Below are 20,659 nucleotides of genomic sequence, written 5' to 3'. Positions count from 1 at the left end.
AGTATCGGGGTGACCCTCCGCCTTGCGATCGCACGCACCAGACGCCGCGGGGCCGCCCTTCGGGCGAACGACGGGAGTTTGACGACAGGTCCTAGCGGACGGCTTCCTGACGGGCCGCCCGCCCGGGGAGCGCTGCCCGCCCGGCGCGCGCGGCCCACATGCCCGGTCCCGCCCGTGCCGCGCGCCCCGCGCCGAACCCTCCGAGCCACAGCCACCCACGGCCATACGCCCCCACAGCGGTCATTCCCGGCAGCCCTCCTCGCCGCATCAACTCCTTATTCGGCCAAACATCGGGCGCACTCCGAGTGGCAGCGCACGCGCCTCGTTCCAGAGCGCGAGGCGCACTCCGGGGAGTGGAGTCACCCACACGAGCCGTTGAGTCGCGCGGGCGGTTTGTCGCCCATGTGGGTGATCTGGTGGGCGCCGAGGTGAGACTTCCCACCGGAACGGCGGCCGGAGGGGGCCGATTTGACCTTGCCGGGCTGGCATCCTGGGCGCGGTGCGCAGTCCCGGGCCCGCTCGCCGCGTCCCGCCCGTCCTCCGGGCAGACAGGTGGCCGCCGGCCCGCGCGCCGCGACACAGCGGACCGGCCACCGTACGGAACCGCCCACCACCTACCCAGGAGCCCGACCACGTGACCAGCACCCCGACCTCGGCGCACGGTCTCTCGCCGCTGCGTACGGTCCAGGTGCTCGGGCACGGCAGCGCCGGCAGCGCGGCGCATGTCCGCTCGCTGGCCGAAGGGCTGGTCGCGCGTGGGGTGCGGGTGACCGTCTGTGCCACGCCGGAGACCGAGGACGCCTACGGCTTCACCGGGGCGGGCGCGCGGTTCGTGGACGTCCCGCCGCGGATGGACCCGGCGAGCGTGGCCGTGCTGCGCAGCGCCTGCTGGGACGCCGACCTGGTCCACGCGCACGGCCTGCGGGCCGGGCTGCGGGCCTCGATGGCGCTGCGCGGACTGCGCGGCCCCCGGGGCGGGCGGCGGGTTCCCCTGGTCATCACCTGGCACACCAAGGCGCACATCGAGGGCGCGCGAGCCGGGGTGGTGCATCTGATGGAACGGCGGGTGGCGCGTGCCGCCGCCGTGGTCCTCGGAGCCTGTTCCGATCTCGTGGACCGGGCGCGCGAGCGGGGCGCCCGTGACGCACGGCTCGCGCCGGTCGCGATTCCGCGCCCCCGGCTCGGCGGCACCCTGGACGAGCCCGAGGAGCACGACCGGACGCGCCACAAGGAACGGGCCGAACTGGGCGCGGTGGACCGCCCGTTGCTGCTCGCGGTGGGCCGTCTCGATCCGAGCCAGGGCCATGACCTGCTGCTGGACGCGGCGCACGCCTGGTGCGCGCTCGATCCGCAGCCTCTGGTCGCCATCGCGGGGGAGGGCGAGCAGCGCGCCCTGCTCCAGCGGCGGATCGACCTGGAGCGGCTGCCCGTCCAGCTCCTCGGGCGCCGCGACGACGTGCCCGAACTCCTCGCCGCCGCCGACCTGGTGGTGCTGCCCAGCCGCTGGGAGGCGCGCTCGCTGATCGCCCAGGAGGCGCTGCGCGCCGGGGTGCCGCTGGTGGCCACCGACACCGGAGGCACCCGCGAACTGGTGGGCGGCGCCGCGGAACTGGTCCGTTACGGGGACGCCGCCGCCCTGGCCCGTACTGTTCTCGCGCTCCTCGCCGACCCCGCGCGGCGGGACGCGCTCGCGGCGGCGGGCCGCGCCCAGGCGGCCGGCTGGCCCAGTGAGAACGACACCGTCACCCAGGTCCTCAGCGTCTACGACGAGTTGACCGAGCCGATGCAGCCGGTCTGACCACGTCGGATACATCGGCAGGGCCCGGCCGCGTCACCGAACCCGGGGCTCCAACCGACCGACTGGCCAAGACCCGCCGGACAACCGGCCGACGACCCCAGCCGCCCGCCCCTCCCACTCCCCGGACGACAGGCTCCCCGAATCGCATTCGTGTACGGCCCACGTCCTTCGTCACAGCCCGGGTCGCGGGTACGAGAGGAGAGCGCCGTGACCGCTGCGGTAGCGGGCTTCGCGTTGTTCGCCCAGCGGCGGACCGCCCGGAGACCGGCCCCCTCGACGCCCCGGGGACCGGACGGCCGCGCCGCCGCGCCCCTCGCGCCCGTGCGCGCCTTCCTGCAGGGGCTGCTGAGCTGTCTGCTCAACCCCAAGGTGGGGATCTTCTTCGTGGCCGTGGTGCCGCAGTTCCTCCCCGAGGGGCACTCGGTGCTCGGCACGACGCTGCTGCTCGGCGCCGTCGACGCGGTGATCGCCGCGGGCCGGCTGCTGCTCGTCGTGGTCTGCGCGGGCCGGCTGCTGCGCCGGCTGCGGCGCCCCCGGGTGCACCGCACGCTGGAGCGCACCACGGGCGGGGTGCTGATCGCGCTCGGGACGGCGACGGCGGCCGAAACCGTGGCGGGATAACGCGCCGTCCCCAAGTCGCCGCCCCGGTGGCCGCCCCATGTGGCGCCCGCCTCCTACGGCTTGTCCGTATGGCGCCTGGCGCGCAGGGCGAGCCGCAGGCCCAGGACGGTCTGCGGATCGTCCAGGTCCGTGCCCAGCAGCTGGGCGATACGGGCCAGCCGGTCGTACAGCGTCTGCCGGTTCACGTTCAGATCGCGGGCGGTCTCGGCCTTGCGGCCCGCGCTGGCCAGATAGGCCTCCAGCGTCGGCAGCAGCGGCTGCCGGGCGGTCCGGTCGTGGGCCAGCAGGGGCCCGATGGCGCGCTCCACGAAGTCGGTGAGCACGCCCTGCTCGCCGTGTTCGCGCATCCGCCACAGCAACAGCTCGATATCCAGCCGGCGTGCGTCGTACCAGGGCTGTTCCGGCAGGCCCTGGGCGGCGGCCGCGGTCTCCGCCGCGTGCTGCAGACCGGGGCCCGCCGCCGCCCAGTCCCCGGGCGTGCCGACGACGACCACCGGGCGGTGCGCGGCCGGCCGGTCCAGGCCCGCGCGGACGACGCCGGCGCGCAGCGCCTCGGCGATCCGGCCGGCGAGCGCGTCGCGGTCCTGGCCCGCGCGCAGCGCCACCAGCACCGGGACCCGGCCCTCCACGGGGCGGACGCCGAGCAGTACGGGCACCCCGGGGGCGGCCAGTTCCTCGCGCAGGGCCTGGGCGAGCAGCGCCCAGCCGCCGGGGGAGGGGAGCCCGGCCGGCAGCCGCATCACCACCGGGAACACCGGCTCGTCGCCGGGGCGGAAGCCCAGCAGCCGGGCCTGCGCGGGCGCCTCGGCAGCGGAGATCCGGCCCGCCGCCAGGTCGGCCAGGAAATCGCCGCGCCCACGGGCGGCGAGCACCTCCTCCTGGCGGGACTGGAGCATGACGACCGCGAGCAGATCGGCGGCGCGTTCGGCGACGATCCGGTGCACCGGCGCCAGCGCGGCGTTGACCGGCAGTAGGACGAGGCGCGCGCGGACCGCGTCGGGGCCGTGGCCGCCGCCGGGCACGTCCACCCGGAGACCGGTGTCCCGCAGGCCCTCCCATGCCAGCAGCGGGTCGGCCTCAGCGGGACCGTCGTCGTCGCCGTCCGGGCCCGCCGCGTAGAGCGGGCTGCCGTCGGGGGCCTCCAGGCAGAGCGGGTTGCCGGTGAAGACGGCCAGCAGCCGGAGCACCTCGGGGACGCCCCCGCCGCGCAGCAGCACGTCCGTGCAGCGCCGCAGGACCTCGTCGGCGCGCCGCAGCAGCGCGTAGTGGCTGTTGATGATCTCGGTGTGGATCGCCTCGGTGACCGTGACGTACGGGACCTCGCGGTGCAGCTGGATCAGCGGCAGCCCGCAGTCCCGTGCGGCGTCGACCAGCGCGGCGGGCAGCGAGGAGAAACGGGACCCCAGCTCCACGACGAGCGCGGCGATCTCGCGGTCCGCGAGCTTGCGGATGAAGGCGCGCTGCTCGGACGGCCGGGCGCCCAGCCCGAGCCCGGTGGTCAGCAGCAGCTCGCCGCCCTTGAGCAGCGAGGCGATGTGCGGGACCTCGCCCGCGTGCACCCAGCGGACCGCGCGGTCCAGCCGGTCCCCGCCGGCCAGTACCTCCGGCAGGCCGCGCCGCAGCGCGGGCAGCTCCAGCGCCCTGCGGACCGTGATCTCGGCTTCCATCTTCGCTTCCTGCCCCATGGCCAGGACGGTACCCGTAGTCCGCTATCCGGAGCTTCCCGGTCCGGATGCGGGGCCGTAGGGCACGGGGCCACCGCCGGCCGTCTCACGGTGTCTCCGGGCCCCTCACCCCGACTCCCGTACCACTAGCCGCGCCTCCGTGATCACCGGCGCGAGCTCCGCCGCACCCGCCCCGTCCGCCGTCCGCGGCGCCAGCAGCCGCAGCAGCAGCCGGGCCATCAGCCGCCCCATCTCCTCCACGTCCTGCCGGACCGTGGTCAGCGGCGGATTCGCCCAGGCCGCCGGCTCCAGATCGTCATAGCCGACCACCGCCACGTCCTCCGGCACCCGCCGCCCGCGCGCCCGGAGGGTGCGCAGCGCACCGCTCGCCATCAGGTCGGAGCAGACGAACACCGCGTCCAGGTCCGGTGCGGCGTCCAGGAGTTCGGCCATCGCCCGCTCGCCGCCGGGGGCCGTGAACCCGCCGTCCGCGACCATCCGCGCCTCCGGCTCCGCCACGCCCAGCGCCTCGCGGTAGCCGTCGAGCCGGTCCACCGCGGAGGTCTGGTCGAGCGGTCCGGTGATCACGGCGATCCGGCGGCGGCCGCGGCCGAGCAGATGGCGGACGGCCTGCCGGGCGCCGCCGCGGTTGTCGGTGTCGACATAGAGCGGCCGCGGCACCCGCTCGGCGCCCGCCCAGCCCGGCCGGCCGCCGTAGACGGTGGGCAGCCCGGCGCGCTCGGCCATGGCGGGCAGCGGGTCGTCGCGGTGCAGCGAGAACATCAGCGCGCCGTCGACATGGCCCGCCGACAGATAGCGGCCGATGCGGTCGTAGTCGGCGCGGTGCTCGACGAACATCAACAGCAGCTGGGTGTCGGCCGCGGCCAGTTCGCGGCTGATGCCGCGCAGGTGGCGTCCGAAGAACGGATCGCTGAAGACCCGGCTCTCCGGCTCCCCGATGACCACGGCGACCGCGCCGGTGCGGCGGGTGACCAGGGAACGGGCCGCGCTGTTCGGTACGTAGCCCAGCTCGGCGACGGCCCGGCGCACCCGCTCCTGGACCGCGTCCCGTACCCCCGCACCGCCGTTGACCACGCGGGAGACCGTGGCGCGGGAGACCCCGGCGCGGGCCGCGACCGCCTCCATCGTGGGCCGCGGACCGTTCGGCTCGGAAACCATCCAACTCCTTTTTCCACACGATGACTTGACGGTCTGCCGTCGAGTCGGCAGGGTGCACAGCGCACGGTATGAGAGCGCTCTCATGCCGTATGCCCCAGGGAACTCCTCACGACCCCCCACTGCGCCGAGGAGAGAATGTCATGAGCATGAGAATCGGGCTCCTGTGCCGGGCGGTCTCCGCCCGCCGGCCCGCCGGAGCCCCTACGGGCCGGACCGCCACCCCCACCGACCGGCACCCCGCCCCGCAAGGAGCCACCTCGTGATCACTCGCCGCACCCTGCTCGGTGGTCTCGCCGCCGGTGCCGCCACCGCGTCCGGCCTCGCCCTGACCGGCCGTGCGCACGGCGCGCCCGCCCCGGCCGCGACGCCCCGCGGCCCCGCACCGTCCGCCGCCGGAATGCCCCTGCACCTCGTCAACAACTCCGGTGCCTACGCCAACTCCTCGGTCTGGGTCTACGTCGTCGGCAACGACGGCCACCAGCAGGTGCATGTCACCCCGGACGGTGAACTCAAGCCCGTCGCCCTGGCGGACAACGGCTCCGACGGCTTCACCGACTACGCCATACCGCTCGCCGCGAGCGGCACCACGACCCTCCAACTGCCGCAGATGTCCGGCCGGATCTACACCGCGCTGGGCGGCAAGCTCAGGTTCAAGGCGGTCGAGGACGGCAACGGCAAGGCCGCGCTGGCCTATCCGGCAGGCTGGGTCGCCGGCGACCCCAACTACGACGTGCTGCACGACTGCGCCGAGTTCACCTACAACTCCGGCGGGATGTACTGCAACACCACCATGGTCGACATGTTCAGCGTGCCGCTCGCGCTCACCCTCTCCGGAGCCAAGCAGCAGACCACCGGCACGCTGAAGGACGGCGCCCGCGACAGGATCTTCGCCGATGTGAAGGCCGCCGAGGGCTTCGACCGCCTGGTCATCGGCGACCGGCGGGTGATCGCCCCCGGCCACGGCCTGGACAGCGGACTGTTCGCCCGGGACTACTTCGCCCCGGCCATCGACGAGGCCTGGTCCGCCTACGCGGCCAAGGACCTGAACGTCACCACGAACGCGGGCACCTTCACCGGCCGCGTCCGCGACGGCAAGCTCGTCTTCGACGTCCCCCAAGGCCTTGCGGGCCAGGGCGCCCCCATGGGCACGGTCTCCTTCGACAAGCCGTCCACCCGCGACGTCCTCTTCTGCGACGGCACCCTCGCCGCCCCCAACGACCGTACCCGCGGGCCGGTCGCCGCCGTCCTGGGCGCCGCCCTCAACCGCTCCACCCTCGCCTCGCACACCGCCCAGCCCACCACCGACCCGGCCGCCTTCTACCAGCAGCGGCTGACCCACCACTACGCCAAGGCCATGCACGCCGCGACCCGGGACGGCAGGGCCTACGGCTTCGCCTTCGACGACGTCGCCGGCTTCGCCTCCTACATCGAGGACACCGCCCCGAAGGAGATCACCCTCACCCTGACCCCGTTCTGACACAGAGTTCTGACACAGAGAAAGGTGCCGCCCGAAAACGGGCGGCACCACAGAACTCCGGGCGGGCGGGCCGGCTAGCCCCCGTACGCCCCGCTCGCCGTCAGCCGCAGCGCCGTGTCGATCAGCGGGACATGGCTGAACGCCTGCGGGAAGTTGCCCACCTGCCGCTGTGCCTTGGGGTCCCACTCCTCGGCCAGCAGGCCCAGGTCGTTACGGAGCGAGAGCAGCTTCTCGAAGAGCTTGCGGGCCTCGTCGACCCGGCCGATCATCGCGAGGTCGTCCGCGAGCCAGAACGAGCACGCGAGGAAGGCCCCTTCCTCACCCTCCAGACCGTCCACCCCGAGATCGTCGGCACCGGACGTCGGGTAGCGCAGCACGAAACCGTCCTCGGTGGACAGCTCCCGCTGGATCGCCTCGATCGTGCCGATGACGCGCTTGTCGTCCGGCGGCAGGAAGCCCATCTGCGGGATCAGCAGCAGCGAGGCGTCCAGCTCCTGCGAGCCGTAGGACTGGGTGAAGGTGTTGCGCTCCTTGTCGTACCCCTTCTCGCAGACGTCCCGGTGGATCGTCTCGCGCAGGTCCTTCCAGCGCTCCAGCGGTCCGTCGACGTCCCCGGACTCGATCAGCTTGACCGTGCGGTCGACCGCGACCCAGGTCATGACCTTGGAGTGCACGAAGTGCCGGCGCGGACCGCGGACCTCCCAGATGCCCTCGTCCGGCTCGTCCCAGTGCTTCTCCACCCACTGGATCAGCTTGAGCTGCAGCAGCGAGGCGTAGTCGTTGCGGGCCAGCCCCGTCATGTGCGCCAGGTGCAGCGCCTCGGTGACCTCGCCGTAGACATCGAGCTGGAGCTGTCCGGCGGCGCCGTTGCCGACCCGCACCGGACGGGAGTTCTCGTATCCCGGAAGCCAGTTGAGCTCGTTCTCCCCCAACTCCCGCTCGCCCGCGATGCCGTACATGATCTGCAGGTTCTCCGGGTCACCGGCCACCGCCCGCAGCAGCCACTCCCGCCAGGCGCGCGCCTCCTCGCGGTAGCCGGTGCGCAGCAGCGAGGACAGCGTGATCGCCGCGTCCCGGAGCCAGGTGAAGCGGTAGTCCCAGTTGCGGACACCGCCCAGGCACTCCGGCAGCGAGGTCGTCGGCGCCGCCACGATCCCGCCGGTCGGCGCGTAGGTCAGCGCCTTCAGCGTGATCAGCGAGCGCACCACCGCGTCCCGGTAGGGGCCGTGGTACGTGCAGTGCTCGACCCACTCGCGCCAGAACTCCTCGGTGGCCTCCAGCGACCCCTCCGGGTCGGCCACGGCCGGCGGCTGCTTGTGGGAGGGCTCCCAGCTGATCGTGAACGCGATCCGCTCACCCGGCGAGACGGTGAAGTCGGAGAACGTCGTCAGGTCCTTGCCGTACGTCTCCGCCTCGGTGTCCAGCCACACCGAATCGGGACCCGCTACCGCGACCGTACGGTCGTCGATCTTGTGCACCCAGGGCACGACCCAGCCGTAGGAGAACCGCATCCGCAGCTCCGAGCGCATCGGGACCCGGCCGCTGACACCTTCCACGATGCGGATCAGCTGCGGCGCCCCGTCACGGGGCGGCATGAAGTCGATCACGCGGACCGTGCCGCGCGGGGTGTCCCACTCCGATTCCAGGACGAGCGAATCGCCCCGGTAGCGGCGGCGGTCGGCCGGCGCGGGCCGCCCCCCGGGACCGTTGACCGGCCCCATCCGCCAGAATCCGTGCTCCTCCGTGCCCAGCAGCCCCGCAAAGACCGCCGGGGAGTCGAAGCGGGGCAGGCACAGCCAGTCCACCGTGCCGTCCCGGCACACTAGAGCGGCGGTTTGCATATCGCCGATAAGTGCGTAGTCCTCGATGCGCCCGGCCACGTGCATCTCCCGTCGAGCTGGAGTCACGCCCCCCATGGGACGTATGAATCGGTCCGTCCTGCCCATGAAACGTCGCCGAGCAGCGGGACCGGAAATCGGGCGGGGGTAGGTGCCTTCCCGGACGGCTCGTTGCGAGTGTCCGAGCAGGATACGACGCGGGTGGGTGGTCCGCGTGATGCTCGCAAGGACTGATGTGCTCCGAACGGGTGGCCTCCGTCACGTGACAGCGGCACCCCCTGTGTCACCGCCCGGTCGCCGTGTGTGGCCGGGCACGACCATGCCCGGTCGCTGATAGCCTGGTACCCCGTGGACCGGTGGGCACGAGAACCCCCGAACCGCAGCGACGGCACCCCTGAAATCCGGGACGGCGCCGCCTCGCACCTCTCCACCTCGCGACCACGGGAGCCCCCTCTTGGCCATGCCGCCCAAATCCACGACGACCAAGCACCTCTTCGTCACCGGGGGCGTCGCCTCCTCGCTGGGCAAGGGGCTCACCGCCTCCAGCCTGGGTGCTCTCCTCAAGGCGCGCGGTCTGCGGGTCACGATGCAGAAGCTCGACCCGTACCTGAACGTCGACCCCGGAACGATGAACCCGTTCCAGCACGGCGAGGTCTTCGTCACCAACGACGGAGCCGAGACCGACCTGGACATCGGCCACTACGAGCGCTTCCTGGACGTCGACCTCGACGGCTCCGCGAACGTCACCACCGGCCAGGTCTACAACACCGTGATCGCCAAGGAGCGGCGCGGCGAGTACCTCGGTGACACCGTGCAGGTCATCCCGCACATCACCAACGAGATCAAGCACCGCATCCGGCGGATGGCGACCGAGGACGTCGACGTCGTCATCACCGAGGTCGGCGGCACCGTCGGCGACATCGAGTCGCTGCCGTTCCTGGAGACCGTCCGCCAGGTCCGCCACGAGGTCGGCCGGGACAACGTCTTCGTCGTGCACATCTCGCTGCTCCCCTACATCGGCCCGTCCGGTGAGCTGAAGACCAAGCCGACCCAGCACTCCGTCGCCGCGCTGCGCAACATCGGTATCCAGCCCGACGCGATCGTGCTGCGCGCCGACCGTGAGGTCCCCACCGCCATCAAGCGCAAGATCTCGCTGATGTGCGACGTCGACGAGGCCGCGGTGGTCGCCGCGATCGACGCCCCGTCGATCTACGACATCCCGAAGGTCCTGCACACCGAGGGCCTGGACGCCTATGTCGTGCGCAAGCTGGACCTGCCGTTCCGTGACGTGAACTGGACCCAGTGGGAGGACCTGCTCGACCGCGTCCACAACCCCGACCACGAGGTGAAGGTCGCGCTCGTCGGCAAGTACATCGACCTGCCGGACGCCTACCTCTCGGTCACCGAGGCGCTGCGGGCCGGCGGCTTCGCGAACAAGACCCGGGTGAAGCTGAAGTGGGTCACCTCCGACGACTGCAAGACCCCGGCCGGCGCCGCCGAGCAGCTCGCCGACTGTGACGCGGTCTGCATCCCCGGCGGCTTCGGCGACCGCGGCGTGGACGGCAAGGTCGGCGCGATCACCTACGCCCGGGAGAACAAGCTCCCGCTGCTCGGCCTCTGCCTGGGCCTCCAGTGCGTGGTCATCGAGGCGGCCCGCAACCTGGCCGGCATCGAGGGCGCGAACTCCACCGAGTTCGACCCGGCCGCCGCCGACCCGGTGATCTCCACGATGGCCGAGCAGATGGACATCGTCGCAGGTGAGGGCGACATGGGCGGCACGATGCGGCTGGGCATGTACCCCGCCAAGCTCGCCGAGGGCTCCATCGTCCGCGAGGTCTACGACGACCAGCCCTACGTCGAGGAGCGCCACCGCCACCGCTACGAGGTCAACAACGCCTACCGCGGTGAGCTGGAGAAGAAGGCCGGGCTGCAGTTCTCCGGCACCTCCCCGGACAACAAGCTCGTCGAGTACGTCGAGTACCCGCGCGAGGTGCACCCCTACCTCGTCGCCACCCAGGCGCACCCCGAGCTGCGCTCCCGCCCGACCCGCCCGCACCCGCTCTTCGCCGGGCTGGTGAAGGCCGCGGTCGCGCGCAAGACGGGCACCGCGAAGTAGCGAACACCGCGGCGGATACGGTTGCCGGGGTACGGCCTCCCGCAGGTCGTACCCCGGTTTCTGCGTTGGTACAGGCACACACAGGAGGACGCGCCATGGCGATCAAGGACACCCCCGAGGAGTGGACGGTCACCGCGACCACGACGCCGTTCACCGGAAACAAGACCAGCGTGCGCACCGACACGGTCGTCATGCCGGACGGTGGCACCGTCACCCGCGACTACCAGGTCCACCCCGGTTCCGTGGCCGTCCTCGCCCTCGACGACGAGGGCCGGGTACTGGTGCTGCGCCAGTACCGCCACCCCGTACGCCAGAAGCTGTGGGAGATCCCCGCCGGACTCCTCGACATCCCCGGCGAGAACCCGCTGCACGCCGCGCAGCGCGAGCTGTACGAAGAGGCACACGTCAAGGCCGGTGACTGGCGGGTGCTGACCGACGTCTACACCACGCCCGGCGGCTGCGACGAGGCCGTGCGGATCTTCCTCGCCCGCGACCTGTCCGAGGCCGAGGGGGAGCGCTTCGAGGTCTCCGAGGAAGAGGCCGACATGGAGCTGGCGCGGGTGCCGCAGGACGAGCTGGTCCGCGGCGTACTCGCCGGTGAGCTGCACAACAACTGCCTCGTCGTGGGAGTGCTGGCACTCACCGCGGCGCAGGGCGGTACCGGCCTGGACGCGCTGCGCCCGGCCGACGCACCGTGGCCGGCCCGCCCCTTCGAGGCCTGAGCCACCGGGCCGCTCCCACCCACCACGGGCCGGTCGGATGATCCGACGGTCCGATCGAGTGAGCCGACCGCCCCGCACTGCGCGGGACATGACGGGCCGTGAACTACGCTCGGCAGCGTCCGCCCCGGCGGCGGATTCGTACGCGCAGGTGGACGGGAGCGTGAGCCGGTGACGGACCAGGCGGTGGGCGGGGGGCACCTCCCGCCGGAGGTGGCCGGAGCGCCGGCCACGACAGCGCCCGGACCGCGGGCCGCGCCGCCCCGCCGGGACGGTGCCGTCGCCCGCCCCGCCGTTCCCGCGGCCGTCCCCGGCGCCGGCGGATTCGCCGGCCGCCGCCGCGAACTCAAGGCCCTGCACGCCGACATCGCCCGCGCCGGCCTGGACACCCTCTCCGGCCGCAAGGGTGCCCGCAGCCGGGTGCTGCTGATCGCCGGCCGTCCCGGTTCCGGCCGGACGGCGCTGGCCGAGGAACTGCTGCGGGAGCTGGCCGCCGACCACCCCGACGGGGTGCTGCGGGCCGGCCTGACCGGGCCGGCCGGCGAACCGGCCGACACCTGCGCCACCGCACGGGAGCTGCTGTCCGCGCTCGACCTCGGCGCCCCGCCGGGCGCCCCCGAGGACGAGCTGACCGAGCAGCTGCGCGAGGCACTCGCCGACCGCCGTGCCCTGCTCTTCCTGGACGACGCACCCGGCGCCGACCAGGTCGAACCGCTGCTCCCGGACGCCCCGGACTGCCTGGTGGTGGTGGTCTCGCAGGGACCGCTCACCGGCATCACGGACGTCCGGCCGTGCGCCCTCGGCGGACTGGACGGCGTGGCCGGGGTCGCCGTCCTCAGCCGGTACGCCGGGCCCACCCGGATCACCGTCGACCCGCGGACCGCCGACAGCGTCGTGGAGGAGTGCGGCGGCCAGCCGGCCGCACTGGTGCTCGCCGGAACCTGGCTCGCCGCCCGCCCGATGTCCTCGGTCGCCGATCTGTACCAGGCGCTGCACGCCGTCCCGGTGCCGCCGGACCTGCCCACCGGCGCCCGCCCGCTGTTCCGCGCCTTCCGTCTCACCCATGACGCGCTGCCGCCGTCCGCCGCCCGGATGCTGCGGCTGCTCACCCTGGCCCCGGGCGGTCTGGTGGACGCGCACACCGCCTCCGCGCTGGCCGGCTGCTCGGTGGCCGCGGCCGACACGACCCTGGGCGAATTCGCCGCGCTCGGCCTGCTGCGGCCGTCCGCCACCGAGGACCCCGAAAGCACCGAGGACACCGAGCCCCCCGGCGCCCGGACCTCCGACGCGACCGTCGGCTCCCCACTCGACGCCACTGCCTGCTCCACACCCGACGCCGCTGCCTTCTCCCCGCCCGACGCCACGGCCTTTTCCCCGCCCGACGCCGCCCTGTATCCCCCCTACCGCCTCCCCGGCTGCCTCGCCCCCCTGGCGCGCGAGCTGTTGGTGGAGCACGAGCGTCCGGCCGAGGTCCAGCTGGCCCGCGCGCGGATGCTGGAGCGGACCGTACGGCTGCTGCAGTCCTGCCGCGCGATGGCCGAGCCGGCCGATTCGCCCGCCCGGCAGCGGACCGCGGGGCTGCCGCGCGCGCTGCGCTTCGGCTCCCGGGGCGCCGCCGCGCACTGGCTGGGCAGCCGGCGCGGCGCCCTCCTCGACGCCGCCAGGATCGCCGTCGCGGACGGTGAACTCGACACCCTGGACCGGCGGTTGATGGCCGCGCTGACCCGGACGCTGCTGGCCCACCAGGGCGCCGAGGCCGCCGCGCCGGACCTCTACACACTGCACGGGCTCGTCCTCCGGGTCGCCGAGCGGCGCGGACTGCCGCGGGAGCGGGCCGCCGCGCTGCTGAACCTCGGCGACCTGGACGGCCAGGCGGGCCGGACCGAGCAGGCGCTCACCCGCTACCGGGGCGCGCTGGAGGCGGCCCGCTCGGTGAAGGACCCGGTGGCCACCGGCCGGGCGCTGGAGTCGCTGGGCGGCGCGTACACCGAGCTGGGCGACTGGCAGCGGGCCGCCGACTGGTTCGGCCGGGCGCTGGAGCTGCGGCTGGCCCGTGGCGAGGGCGGCGACGCGGCGCGGCTGCACGGCCGGATCGGCGGCGCGCTCGCCTGCGCGGGCCGGTGGGACGAGGCGCTCAGGGCGTGGCGGGCGGCCGCCGGGACCCATCGTCGGCTCGGGGAGACGGCCGGCCAGGCGCGGGCGACCGGTGAGCTGGCCCGGGTGCAGGAGTACGCCGGGCGGCCCGAGGACGGGCTGCGGACCGCTCTCGAAGCCCTGGACATGGCCCGGAAAGCGGACGACGAACGGCTGGAGGCGGCCCTTCAGCTGCGGATCGCGGACACCCTCGACCGGCTCGGCGATCCGGCCGCGGCACGGCTCCACCGGGCCGCGGGAGAGCGACTCCTTGGAGATTACGAGGAGTGACCTACGAAATCGGTAGTGCTACTCGCGAGATTTAATGCTTTGCAAGGCTAGACAAGAAGAGCTCCTTCAATAGACTGGCTGGACCGCGTTCGGCGCGGCCAGTTCCGTCATGCAAGGCATGAGGGGATAATTCCTCCTGCACCCTCTCTTTCAAGGACCGTGATCGACGTGAAGGTCGGCATCCCCCGCGAGGTCAAGAACAACGAGTTCCGTGTGGCTATCACGCCCGCCGGAGTCCACGAGCTCGTCCGCCACGGCCACCAGGTCTTCATCGAGAAGGACGCCGGTCTCGGTTCGTCCATCACGAACGAGGAGTACGTCTCCGCCGGCGCGTCCATCCTGGGCACCGCCGACGAGGTCTGGGGCACTGCTGACCTGCTGCTGAAGGTCAAGGAGCCGATCGCGGAGGAGTACCACCGCCTCCGCAAGGACCAGACGCTCTTCACCTACCTGCACCTGGCCGCGTCCAAGGAGTGCACGGACGCCCTGCTGGAGTCCGGCACCACCGCCATCGCCTACGAGACCGTCGAGACGGCCGGCCGCCAGCTGCCGCTGCTCGCCCCGATGTCCGAGGTCGCGGGCCGTATCGCCCCGCAGGTCGGCGCCTACCACCTGATGCGCCAGGCCGGCGGCCGCGGCGTGCTGCCCGGCGGTGTCCCCGGTGTCCACGCGGGCAAGGCCGTCATCATCGGCGGTGGCGTCTCCGGCTGGAACGCGCTGCAGATCGCCGTGGGCCTCGGCTTCCACGTCACCCTGCTCGACAAGGACATCAACAAGCTCCGCGAGGCCGACAAGATCTTCGGCACCAAGGTGCAGACGATCGTCTCCAACGCCTACGAGCTGGAGAAGGCCGTCGTCGACGCCGACCTCGTCGTCGGTGCCGTCCTCATCCCCGGTGCCAAGGCGCCGAAGCTGGTCACCAACGAGCTCGTCGCCAAGATGAAGCCCGGAAGTGTTCTTGTCGACATCGCGATCGACCAGGGCGGCTGCTTCGAGGACTCCCGTCCCACCACGCACGCCGAGCCGACCTTCCCGGTCCACAACTCGGTCTTCTACTGCGTCGCCAACATGCCCGGCGCGGTGCCCAACACCTCCACCCACGCGCTCACCAACGCCACGCTGCCCTACATCGTGGAGCTGGCGAACCGCGGCTGGGTCGAGGCGCTGCGCCGTGACCCGGCGCTGGCCAAGGGCCTGAACACGCACGACGGCAAGGTCGTCTACGGTCCCGTCGCCGAGGCGCACGGCCTGGAGCACGTCGAACTGCGCACCCTCCTCGGCTGAGTCGTCAACGACGGACGTCAACGCCACACACCCGGCCGGGCCTTGCCGACAAGGCCCGGCCGGTCGTGTGTGCGGACACCGGAACGCTGCACTCCGGTTCGTCGGCGCTCAACTCGCCGTGAACGTAACCCTTTAACCGGTTCGCGCACCCCTGAAACATCGGTCCGATACCGCTTGCGCCCTTGACATCGGGAGGTCCGGTTACCGACACATCGTGCCGGGTCCGGTGGATTGTGTTGCTGCGGACGCCCGACACGCCATAGAGTCGCCAACCGTCGGCATGGTGCCACGCTGACCTATCGATAAAGTTTCCTGGTCACGTCCAAGGAGGTAAGACGACTTGTGAATGAGTCGACATTTTCTCCCGGAGGCGGTCAGCCAGGAGTGGTTGCACGGGACCAGGGTCCCTCGGGGCGCGAGGCTGTCGGCTCCGTTGCGGTCCATACCCTCGCAGCCCATCCGAGTATTTCCACGACAGCCCACCAGAGCATGGACGGCCATCACGTGAACGCCATGGCCGGCGACCGGGGCAGTGGAGAACCCGCCCGTCTCGCCGACTACGACGACCTGCCCGAGGGGCACTTCTACGATCCGGACGCGGAGTACGAGCCGGACCCCGAATACGCCGCGACGCTCGCGCCGGACGCCGCGCGCCAGCGCCGCGAACGCGTCGGCCCGACCGGGCGCCCGCTCCCTTATTTCCCCATCCCGGGACCGCTGTCGGACCACGGCCCCGCCAAAATCATCGCGATGTGCAACCAGAAGGGCGGGGTCGGCAAGACCACCTCGACCATCAACCTGGGCGCCGCGCTCGCCGAATACGGACGACGGGTGCTGCTCGTCGACTTCGACCCACAGGGTGCCCTGTCGGTCGGACTCGGTGTCAACCCGATGGAGCTCGACCTGACGGTCTACAACCTGCTCATGGAGCGGGGCATGTCGGCCGACGAGGTGCTGCTGAAGACCGCGGTCCCCAACATGGACCTGCTGCCCAGCAATATCGACCTGTCAGCGGCAGAGGTGCAGTTGGTCAGTGAGGTCGCGCGCGAGTCGACGCTGCAGCGTGCGCTGAAGCCGCTGCTGGCCGACTACGACTACATCGTCATCGACTGCCAGCCCTCCCTCGGCCTGCTCACCGTCAACGCCCTGACGGCGGCTCACAAGGTCATCGTGCCGCTGGAGTGCGAGTTCTTCGCGCTGCGTGGTGTCGCGCTGCTCACCGAGACGATCGAGAAGGTCCAGGAGCGCCTCAACCCCGAGCTGGAGCTCGACGGCATCCTGGCGACGATGTACGACTCCCGCACCGTGCACAGCCGCGAGGTGCTGGCGCGTGTCGTCGAGGCCTTCGACGACCACGTCTACCACACCGTCATCGGCCGTACGGTCCGCTTCCCGGAGACCACCGTCGCCGGTGAGCCGATCACCACGTACGCCTCCAACTCCGTCGGTGCCGCCGCCTATCGCCAGCTCGCCAGGGAGGTGCTCGCCCGGTGTCACGCCGAGTGAGTCTGCCGGGAGCCGACGAACTGTTCCGTACCACCGGGGGAGTGGCGCTGCAGCCCTCCACTCCCCGCCGTCCCGCGAACGGCGCCCCGGCCAACGGCGAGGCACCCCGGGTGCCCGCACCGGCCGCCGAGCCCGAACCGGCGCCGGAGGGACAGGAAACGGCCACCGCGGTACGACAGCGCCGGCCCGGCACCGGCGGCTCGGACGGCCCCGCGGCGACGGCCGGTGACGGCGGACCGGCCACCCCGCCCCGGGTGCCCGCCGTCGGCCCGCCGGCCGAGCACGGCGGCCGGGAGACGGACGGCGACACCGCCAAGGCCCACCGCGCCAAGGCGGTCAAGGGCGGCCAGGCCGGCGCCGAGCCGGCCGCCGCGGCCGCGCAGACCGGTGGCCAGGGCCGCCGCCGCGGCGGCTCCCGCGGCGCCAACCGCCGCCCCAGCGGCCGGGAACGGCACGACGAGAAGATCACCGTCTATGTCTCCGCCGAGGAGCTCATGGACCTCGAACATGCGCGGCTGGTGCTGCGCGGCGAACACGGTCTCGCCGTCGACCGCGGCCGGATCGTCCGCGAGGCGGTCGCCGTCGTCCTCGCCGACCTGGAGTCGCGTGGCGACGCCAGCATCCTGGTGCGGCGGCTGCGGGGCCGCTGACGCCCGCGCCGGGCCGGCCCGGCACCGCCGTCGTGGCCGCCCGTCGGCCCACGGCCGAGAATTCCCGCGGTGACCGCCGCGGTGCGGAAACGTCACGCCGGGCTGACCGGGATAGCCTGCCTCCTCGGCGGGTGTCCCGCCCGTGACCAGCCCGTCGCCCCCGGCACGGGACCGCAGCACCATGGACCACGATGCCGACGACCAACGACGAAGCCTCCGCCCCCCGCGCCCGCAGACCCCTTGGCCAGGGGCCGGGCGCGGGCCCGACGGCCCCGGACGAGCCCGTGGGGGCGGACGAGCGGCCGGACGAGCCGTCGGGCGTCGAGGCGCCGGCCGTCGAGACGGCGGACGAGCCCGCGGCGACCGAGGCGCTGTCGGAGGTTTCCGACGAGCCGGGGCCGGAGCCGGACCTGGCGTCGGCCGCTGTTGGGGACGGCCCCGCGACCGTCCCGGAGGAGCCCGACGCCCCGGAGGTCTCCGACGGCCCCGAGCATGCCGACGACAGTGAGAAGGACGCGAACGGCGAGAAGGGCGACGACGGCCGCTTCACCCTCCACCTCGACAACTTCGAGGGCCCCTTCGACCTCCTCCTCCAGCTGATCTCCAAGCACAAGCTGGACGTCACCGAGGTCGCGCTGTCGCAGGTGACCGACGAGTTCATGGCGCACATCCGCGCGATGGGGCCGGACTGGGACCTGGACCAGACCACGGAGTTCCTGGTCGTCGCGGCGACCCTGCTGGATCTGAAGGCGGCCCGGCTGCTGCCCGCGGCCGAAGTGGAGGACGAGGCCGACCTCGCGCTCCTGGAGGCCCGTGATCTGCTCTTCGCCCGGCTGCTGCAGTACCGCGCCTACAAGCGGATCGCGGACATCTTCAGCGCCCGGCTGGCGGACGAGGCCCGCTGCCACCCCCGTACGGTCGGCCTGGAAGCGCACCTCGCCGAGCTGCTGCCCGAGGTCGTCATCAGCACCGGCGCGGAGGGCTTCGCCAAGCTCGCCGTGAAGGCGATGCAGCCCAAGGCCCGGCCGCAGGTCTATGTCGACCACATCCACGCCCCACTGGTGAGCGTGCGGGAGCAGGCCGAGGTGGTGATGGCGCGGCTGCGCGCGGCGGGCGAGTGCGGCTTCCAGGACCTGTGCGCGGACGCACCGGACACCCTCACCGTCGTGGCGCGCTTCCTGGCCCTGCTGGAGCTCTACCGGGAGCGGGTGGTCGCCCTGGACCAGGACGAGGCCCTGGGGGCGCTGACGGTCCGCTGGACGGGCGCGGAGGGGGCCGAGCCGGTGGTCACCGACGAGTTCGACCAGGAACCGGGACAGCGCGTCGCAGCGGCGGAGCGAGCAGGAGAGGAGCGGGCATGAGCGGCGAGGCCGGTGCCGAGACGTACGAGATCACGGAGGCCGGTGCGGACGGCGCCCCCGGCGAGCGGCCCGGGGTGCCTGCCGGGACGCCGGTCGTCGCCGAGCTGGAGCTGAAGCCCGCGCTGGAGGCCGTCCTCATGGTCGTCGACGAGCCCGCCACCGAGGAACACCTGGCCAGGGTGTTGCAGCGGCCCCGCCGCGCGGTCGCGCTGGCACTGCGCGAGCTGTCCGACGACTACACCCGCCAAGGGCGCGGTTTCGACCTGCGCCTGGTGGCCGGCGGCTGGCGCTTCTACTCCCGTGCCGCGTACGCGGACGCGGTGGAGACCTTCGTCCTGGACGGCCAGCAGGCCCGGCTCACCCAGGCGGCTTTGGAGACTCTGGCCGTGGTCGCGTACCGTCAGCCGGTCAGCCGTTCCCGTGTCTCGGCCGTACGCGGCGTGAACTGTGACGGTGTGATGCGCACGCTCCTCCAGCGCGGACTGGTGGAGGAGGCGGGGACGGAACCTGAAACAGGTGCGATCCTGTACAGGACGACGAACTACTTTCTGGAGCGGATGGGCCTGCGCGGCCTGGACGAGCTCCCTGAGCTCGCACCGTTCCTCCCGGAGGCCGAGGCGGTCGAGGGCGACTCCCCGGAAGGTATCCCGTCGTTCGACGTAGACGACAGCGGCGACTCTCAGACGGATCATTGATGCGAAGCAGCGGCAGGAACAACGACAGCGGGCGGGGCAACTACCGCGGCGCGGGCGAGGGCCCCTCCCGGCCGAAGGCCGGGGGAAAGCGGGACGAGAAGCAGCAGCGCGCCGGCCGTCCCCGTCCGGAGGAGCGCCGCTACGACGTGGGCGGCCCCGGCGACCAGGGCGGCAAGGACGGGCGCGGCGCTCCCAAGAGCGGCGCTCCCAAGAGCGGCGGCAGCCGGGGCGCGGCGGCCCGTGGCGGCGCCAAGGGCGGCCCGCGCACCGGCGCTGCGTCCAAGGGCTCCCGCCCCGGCGCCAAGGGCGGCCCGCAGCGCGGCCGTGGCCAGGCGCCTGCCCGGCCCCGCGAGTACGACGCCCAGGTCGAGGAGCGCAATCGCGCCCGCCACAACAAGCCTCAGGTCAAGACCCCCAAGACGTTCGGGGACGAGGACGGCGAGCGGCTGCAGAAGGTGCTGGCCAGGGCCGGTATGGGCTCCCGCCGGGCCTGCGAGGAGCTGATCGACCAGGCACGCGTCGAGGTCAACGGCCAGATCGTCATGGAGCAGGGCGTCCGGGTCGACCCGGAGAAGGACGAGATCAAGGTCGACGGCCTGACGGTCGCCACCCAGTCGTACCTCTTCTTCGCGCTCAACAAGCCGGCCGGCGTCGTCTCCACGATGGAGGACCCCGACGGCCGCCAGTGCCTGGGCGACTACGTCACCAACCGTGAGACGCGGCTGTTCCACGTCGGCCGGCTGGACACCGAGACCGAGGGCATCATCCTGCTCACCAACCACGGTGAGCTGGCCCACCGCCTGACGCACCCGCGCTACGGCGTCAAGAAGACCTACCTGGCCGCCATCCAGGGCCCCCTCCCGCGCGACCTGGGCAAGCAACTCAAGGACGGCATCCAGCTGGAGGACGGCTACGCCCGCGCCGACCACTTCCGGGTCGTCGAGAACACCGGCAAGAACTACCTCGTCGAGGTCACCCTCCACGAAGGCCGCAAGCACATCGTGCGCCGCATGCTCTCCGAGGCCGGCTTCCCGGTCGACAAGCTCGTCCGCACGAGCTTCGGCCCGATCGCCCTGGGCGACCAGAAGTCGGGCTGGCTGCGCCGGATGACGAACACGGAGGTCGGCATGCTGATGCGCGAGGTTGAGCTCTAGCCCACGTTGTCGGCTTTCCCGCCGTGGGGCCTCGCGCCGTTTCGGGTCCGCTGCGCGGGGCGTGGCATCGGGTGATGCTTGCGGGTGCCTCCGCCGTTGCGCCTGCGGCGGGCGGGGTCCGCTGCGCGGGGCTGTCGGGGTGCGGTGACGGGCCTCCGGGGCCTGGTGTGTGG

16 protein-coding genes are annotated in these 20,659 nt (G+C 72.8%); 13 read left to right on the top strand and 3 right to left on the bottom strand.

The genetic code is table 11. The features are described from left to right. Positions 1–634 precede the first annotated feature (634 nt). Positions 635–1,798 (top strand): glycosyltransferase family 4 protein, encoded by a 1,164-nt coding sequence (locus ACWC9R_RS34480; protein WP_450737541.1) that lies wholly within the window; start codon positions 635–637, stop codon positions 1,796–1,798. Between the two features lie 207 nt (positions 1,799–2,005). Then, positions 2,006–2,419, top strand: coding sequence for a LysE family translocator (locus ACWC9R_RS34475; RefSeq protein WP_450737539.1), 414 nt, complete (start codon positions 2,006–2,008; stop codon positions 2,417–2,419). A 53-nt stretch (positions 2,420–2,472) separates the two neighbouring features. Here ACWC9R_RS34475 and ACWC9R_RS34470 read toward each other — a convergent pair whose 3' ends face one another. Next, positions 2,473–4,104 carry a PucR family transcriptional regulator gene (locus ACWC9R_RS34470; protein ID WP_450737537.1) on the bottom strand — a complete coding sequence of 544 codons (1,632 nt, stop codon included), beginning with the start codon at positions 4,102–4,104 and terminating at the stop codon, positions 2,473–2,475. Positions 4,105–4,209: 105 nt separating this feature from the next. After that, positions 4,210–5,262 carry a LacI family DNA-binding transcriptional regulator gene (locus ACWC9R_RS34465; RefSeq protein WP_450737536.1) on the bottom strand — a complete coding sequence of 351 codons (1,053 nt, stop codon included), beginning with the start codon at positions 5,260–5,262 and terminating at the stop codon, positions 4,210–4,212. Between the two features lie 140 nt (positions 5,263–5,402). On the opposite strand from ACWC9R_RS34465, the gene ACWC9R_RS34460 reads away from it, so the two are divergent. Both ACWC9R_RS34460 and ACWC9R_RS34455 read left to right on the top strand, forming a co-directional pair. After that, entirely contained in the window at positions 5,403–5,525 is a 123-nt protein-coding gene (locus ACWC9R_RS34460; protein ID WP_450737534.1) for a hypothetical protein, read from the top strand. Then, positions 5,522–6,739, top strand: a complete 1,218-nt coding sequence (locus ACWC9R_RS34455) for a beta-1,3-glucanase family protein (RefSeq protein WP_450737533.1) — start codon at positions 5,522–5,524, stop codon at positions 6,737–6,739. Before ACWC9R_RS34460 ends, ACWC9R_RS34455 begins: the two co-directional genes overlap by 4 nt. 74 nt (positions 6,740–6,813) lie before the next feature. Here ACWC9R_RS34455 and ACWC9R_RS34450 read toward each other — a convergent pair whose 3' ends face one another. Then, the gene (locus tag ACWC9R_RS34450) at positions 6,814–8,625 is read right to left on the bottom strand and encodes a glycoside hydrolase family 15 protein (protein ID WP_450737544.1); all 1,812 of its coding nucleotides are present in this window, start codon (positions 8,623–8,625) and stop codon (positions 6,814–6,816) included. Positions 8,626–9,037: 412 nt separating this feature from the next. Here ACWC9R_RS34450 and ACWC9R_RS34445 point away from each other — a divergent pair, with 412 nt between their 5' ends. From ACWC9R_RS34445 to ACWC9R_RS34405, 9 genes are all read left to right on the top strand, one after another. Beyond that, entirely contained in the window at positions 9,038–10,693 is a 1,656-nt protein-coding gene (locus ACWC9R_RS34445; RefSeq protein ID WP_450737531.1) for a CTP synthase, read from the top strand. A 95-nt stretch (positions 10,694–10,788) separates the two neighbouring features. Next, positions 10,789–11,415: an NUDIX domain-containing protein gene (locus tag ACWC9R_RS34440; protein ID WP_450737529.1), complete on the top strand. Its 627-nt coding sequence runs from the start codon at positions 10,789–10,791 to the stop codon at positions 11,413–11,415. A 168-nt stretch (positions 11,416–11,583) separates the two neighbouring features. Further along, positions 11,584–13,836, top strand: a complete 2,253-nt coding sequence (locus ACWC9R_RS34435) for a tetratricopeptide repeat protein (RefSeq protein ID WP_450737527.1) — start codon at positions 11,584–11,586, stop codon at positions 13,834–13,836. A gap of 168 nt (positions 13,837–14,004) precedes the next feature. Beyond that, positions 14,005–15,120: an alanine dehydrogenase gene (gene ald / locus ACWC9R_RS34430; RefSeq protein WP_450737543.1), complete on the top strand. Its 1,116-nt coding sequence runs from the start codon at positions 14,005–14,007 to the stop codon at positions 15,118–15,120. A 489-nt stretch (positions 15,121–15,609) separates the two neighbouring features. Further along, entirely contained in the window at positions 15,610–16,626 is a 1,017-nt protein-coding gene (locus ACWC9R_RS34425; protein ID WP_018087947.1) for a ParA family protein, read from the top strand. Next, complete coding sequence (locus ACWC9R_RS34420) at positions 16,623–17,276, top strand: hypothetical protein (protein WP_450737542.1); 654 nt, start codon at positions 16,623–16,625, stop codon at positions 17,274–17,276. Before ACWC9R_RS34425 ends, ACWC9R_RS34420 begins: the two co-directional genes overlap by 4 nt. A 191-nt stretch (positions 17,277–17,467) precedes the next feature. Further along, complete coding sequence (locus ACWC9R_RS34415; RefSeq protein ID WP_450737525.1) at positions 17,468–18,637, top strand: segregation/condensation protein A; 1,170 nt, start codon at positions 17,468–17,470, stop codon at positions 18,635–18,637. Continuing rightward, on the top strand, positions 18,634–19,332 hold the full coding sequence (gene scpB, locus ACWC9R_RS34410; RefSeq protein ID WP_450737523.1) for an SMC-Scp complex subunit ScpB: 699 nt from the start codon (positions 18,634–18,636) through the stop codon (positions 19,330–19,332). Before ACWC9R_RS34415 ends, scpB begins: the two co-directional genes overlap by 4 nt. Next, positions 19,332–20,486, top strand: a complete 1,155-nt coding sequence (locus ACWC9R_RS34405; protein ID WP_450737521.1) for a pseudouridine synthase — start codon at positions 19,332–19,334, stop codon at positions 20,484–20,486. Before scpB ends, ACWC9R_RS34405 begins: the two co-directional genes overlap by 1 nt. The last annotated feature ends 173 nt before the right edge of the window (positions 20,487–20,659 follow it).

Source organism: Streptomyces sp. NPDC001219, assembly GCF_053597915.1.
Note: the sequence above shows the minus strand (reverse complement) of the source record. Positions and strands in the feature narration are given on the sequence as shown.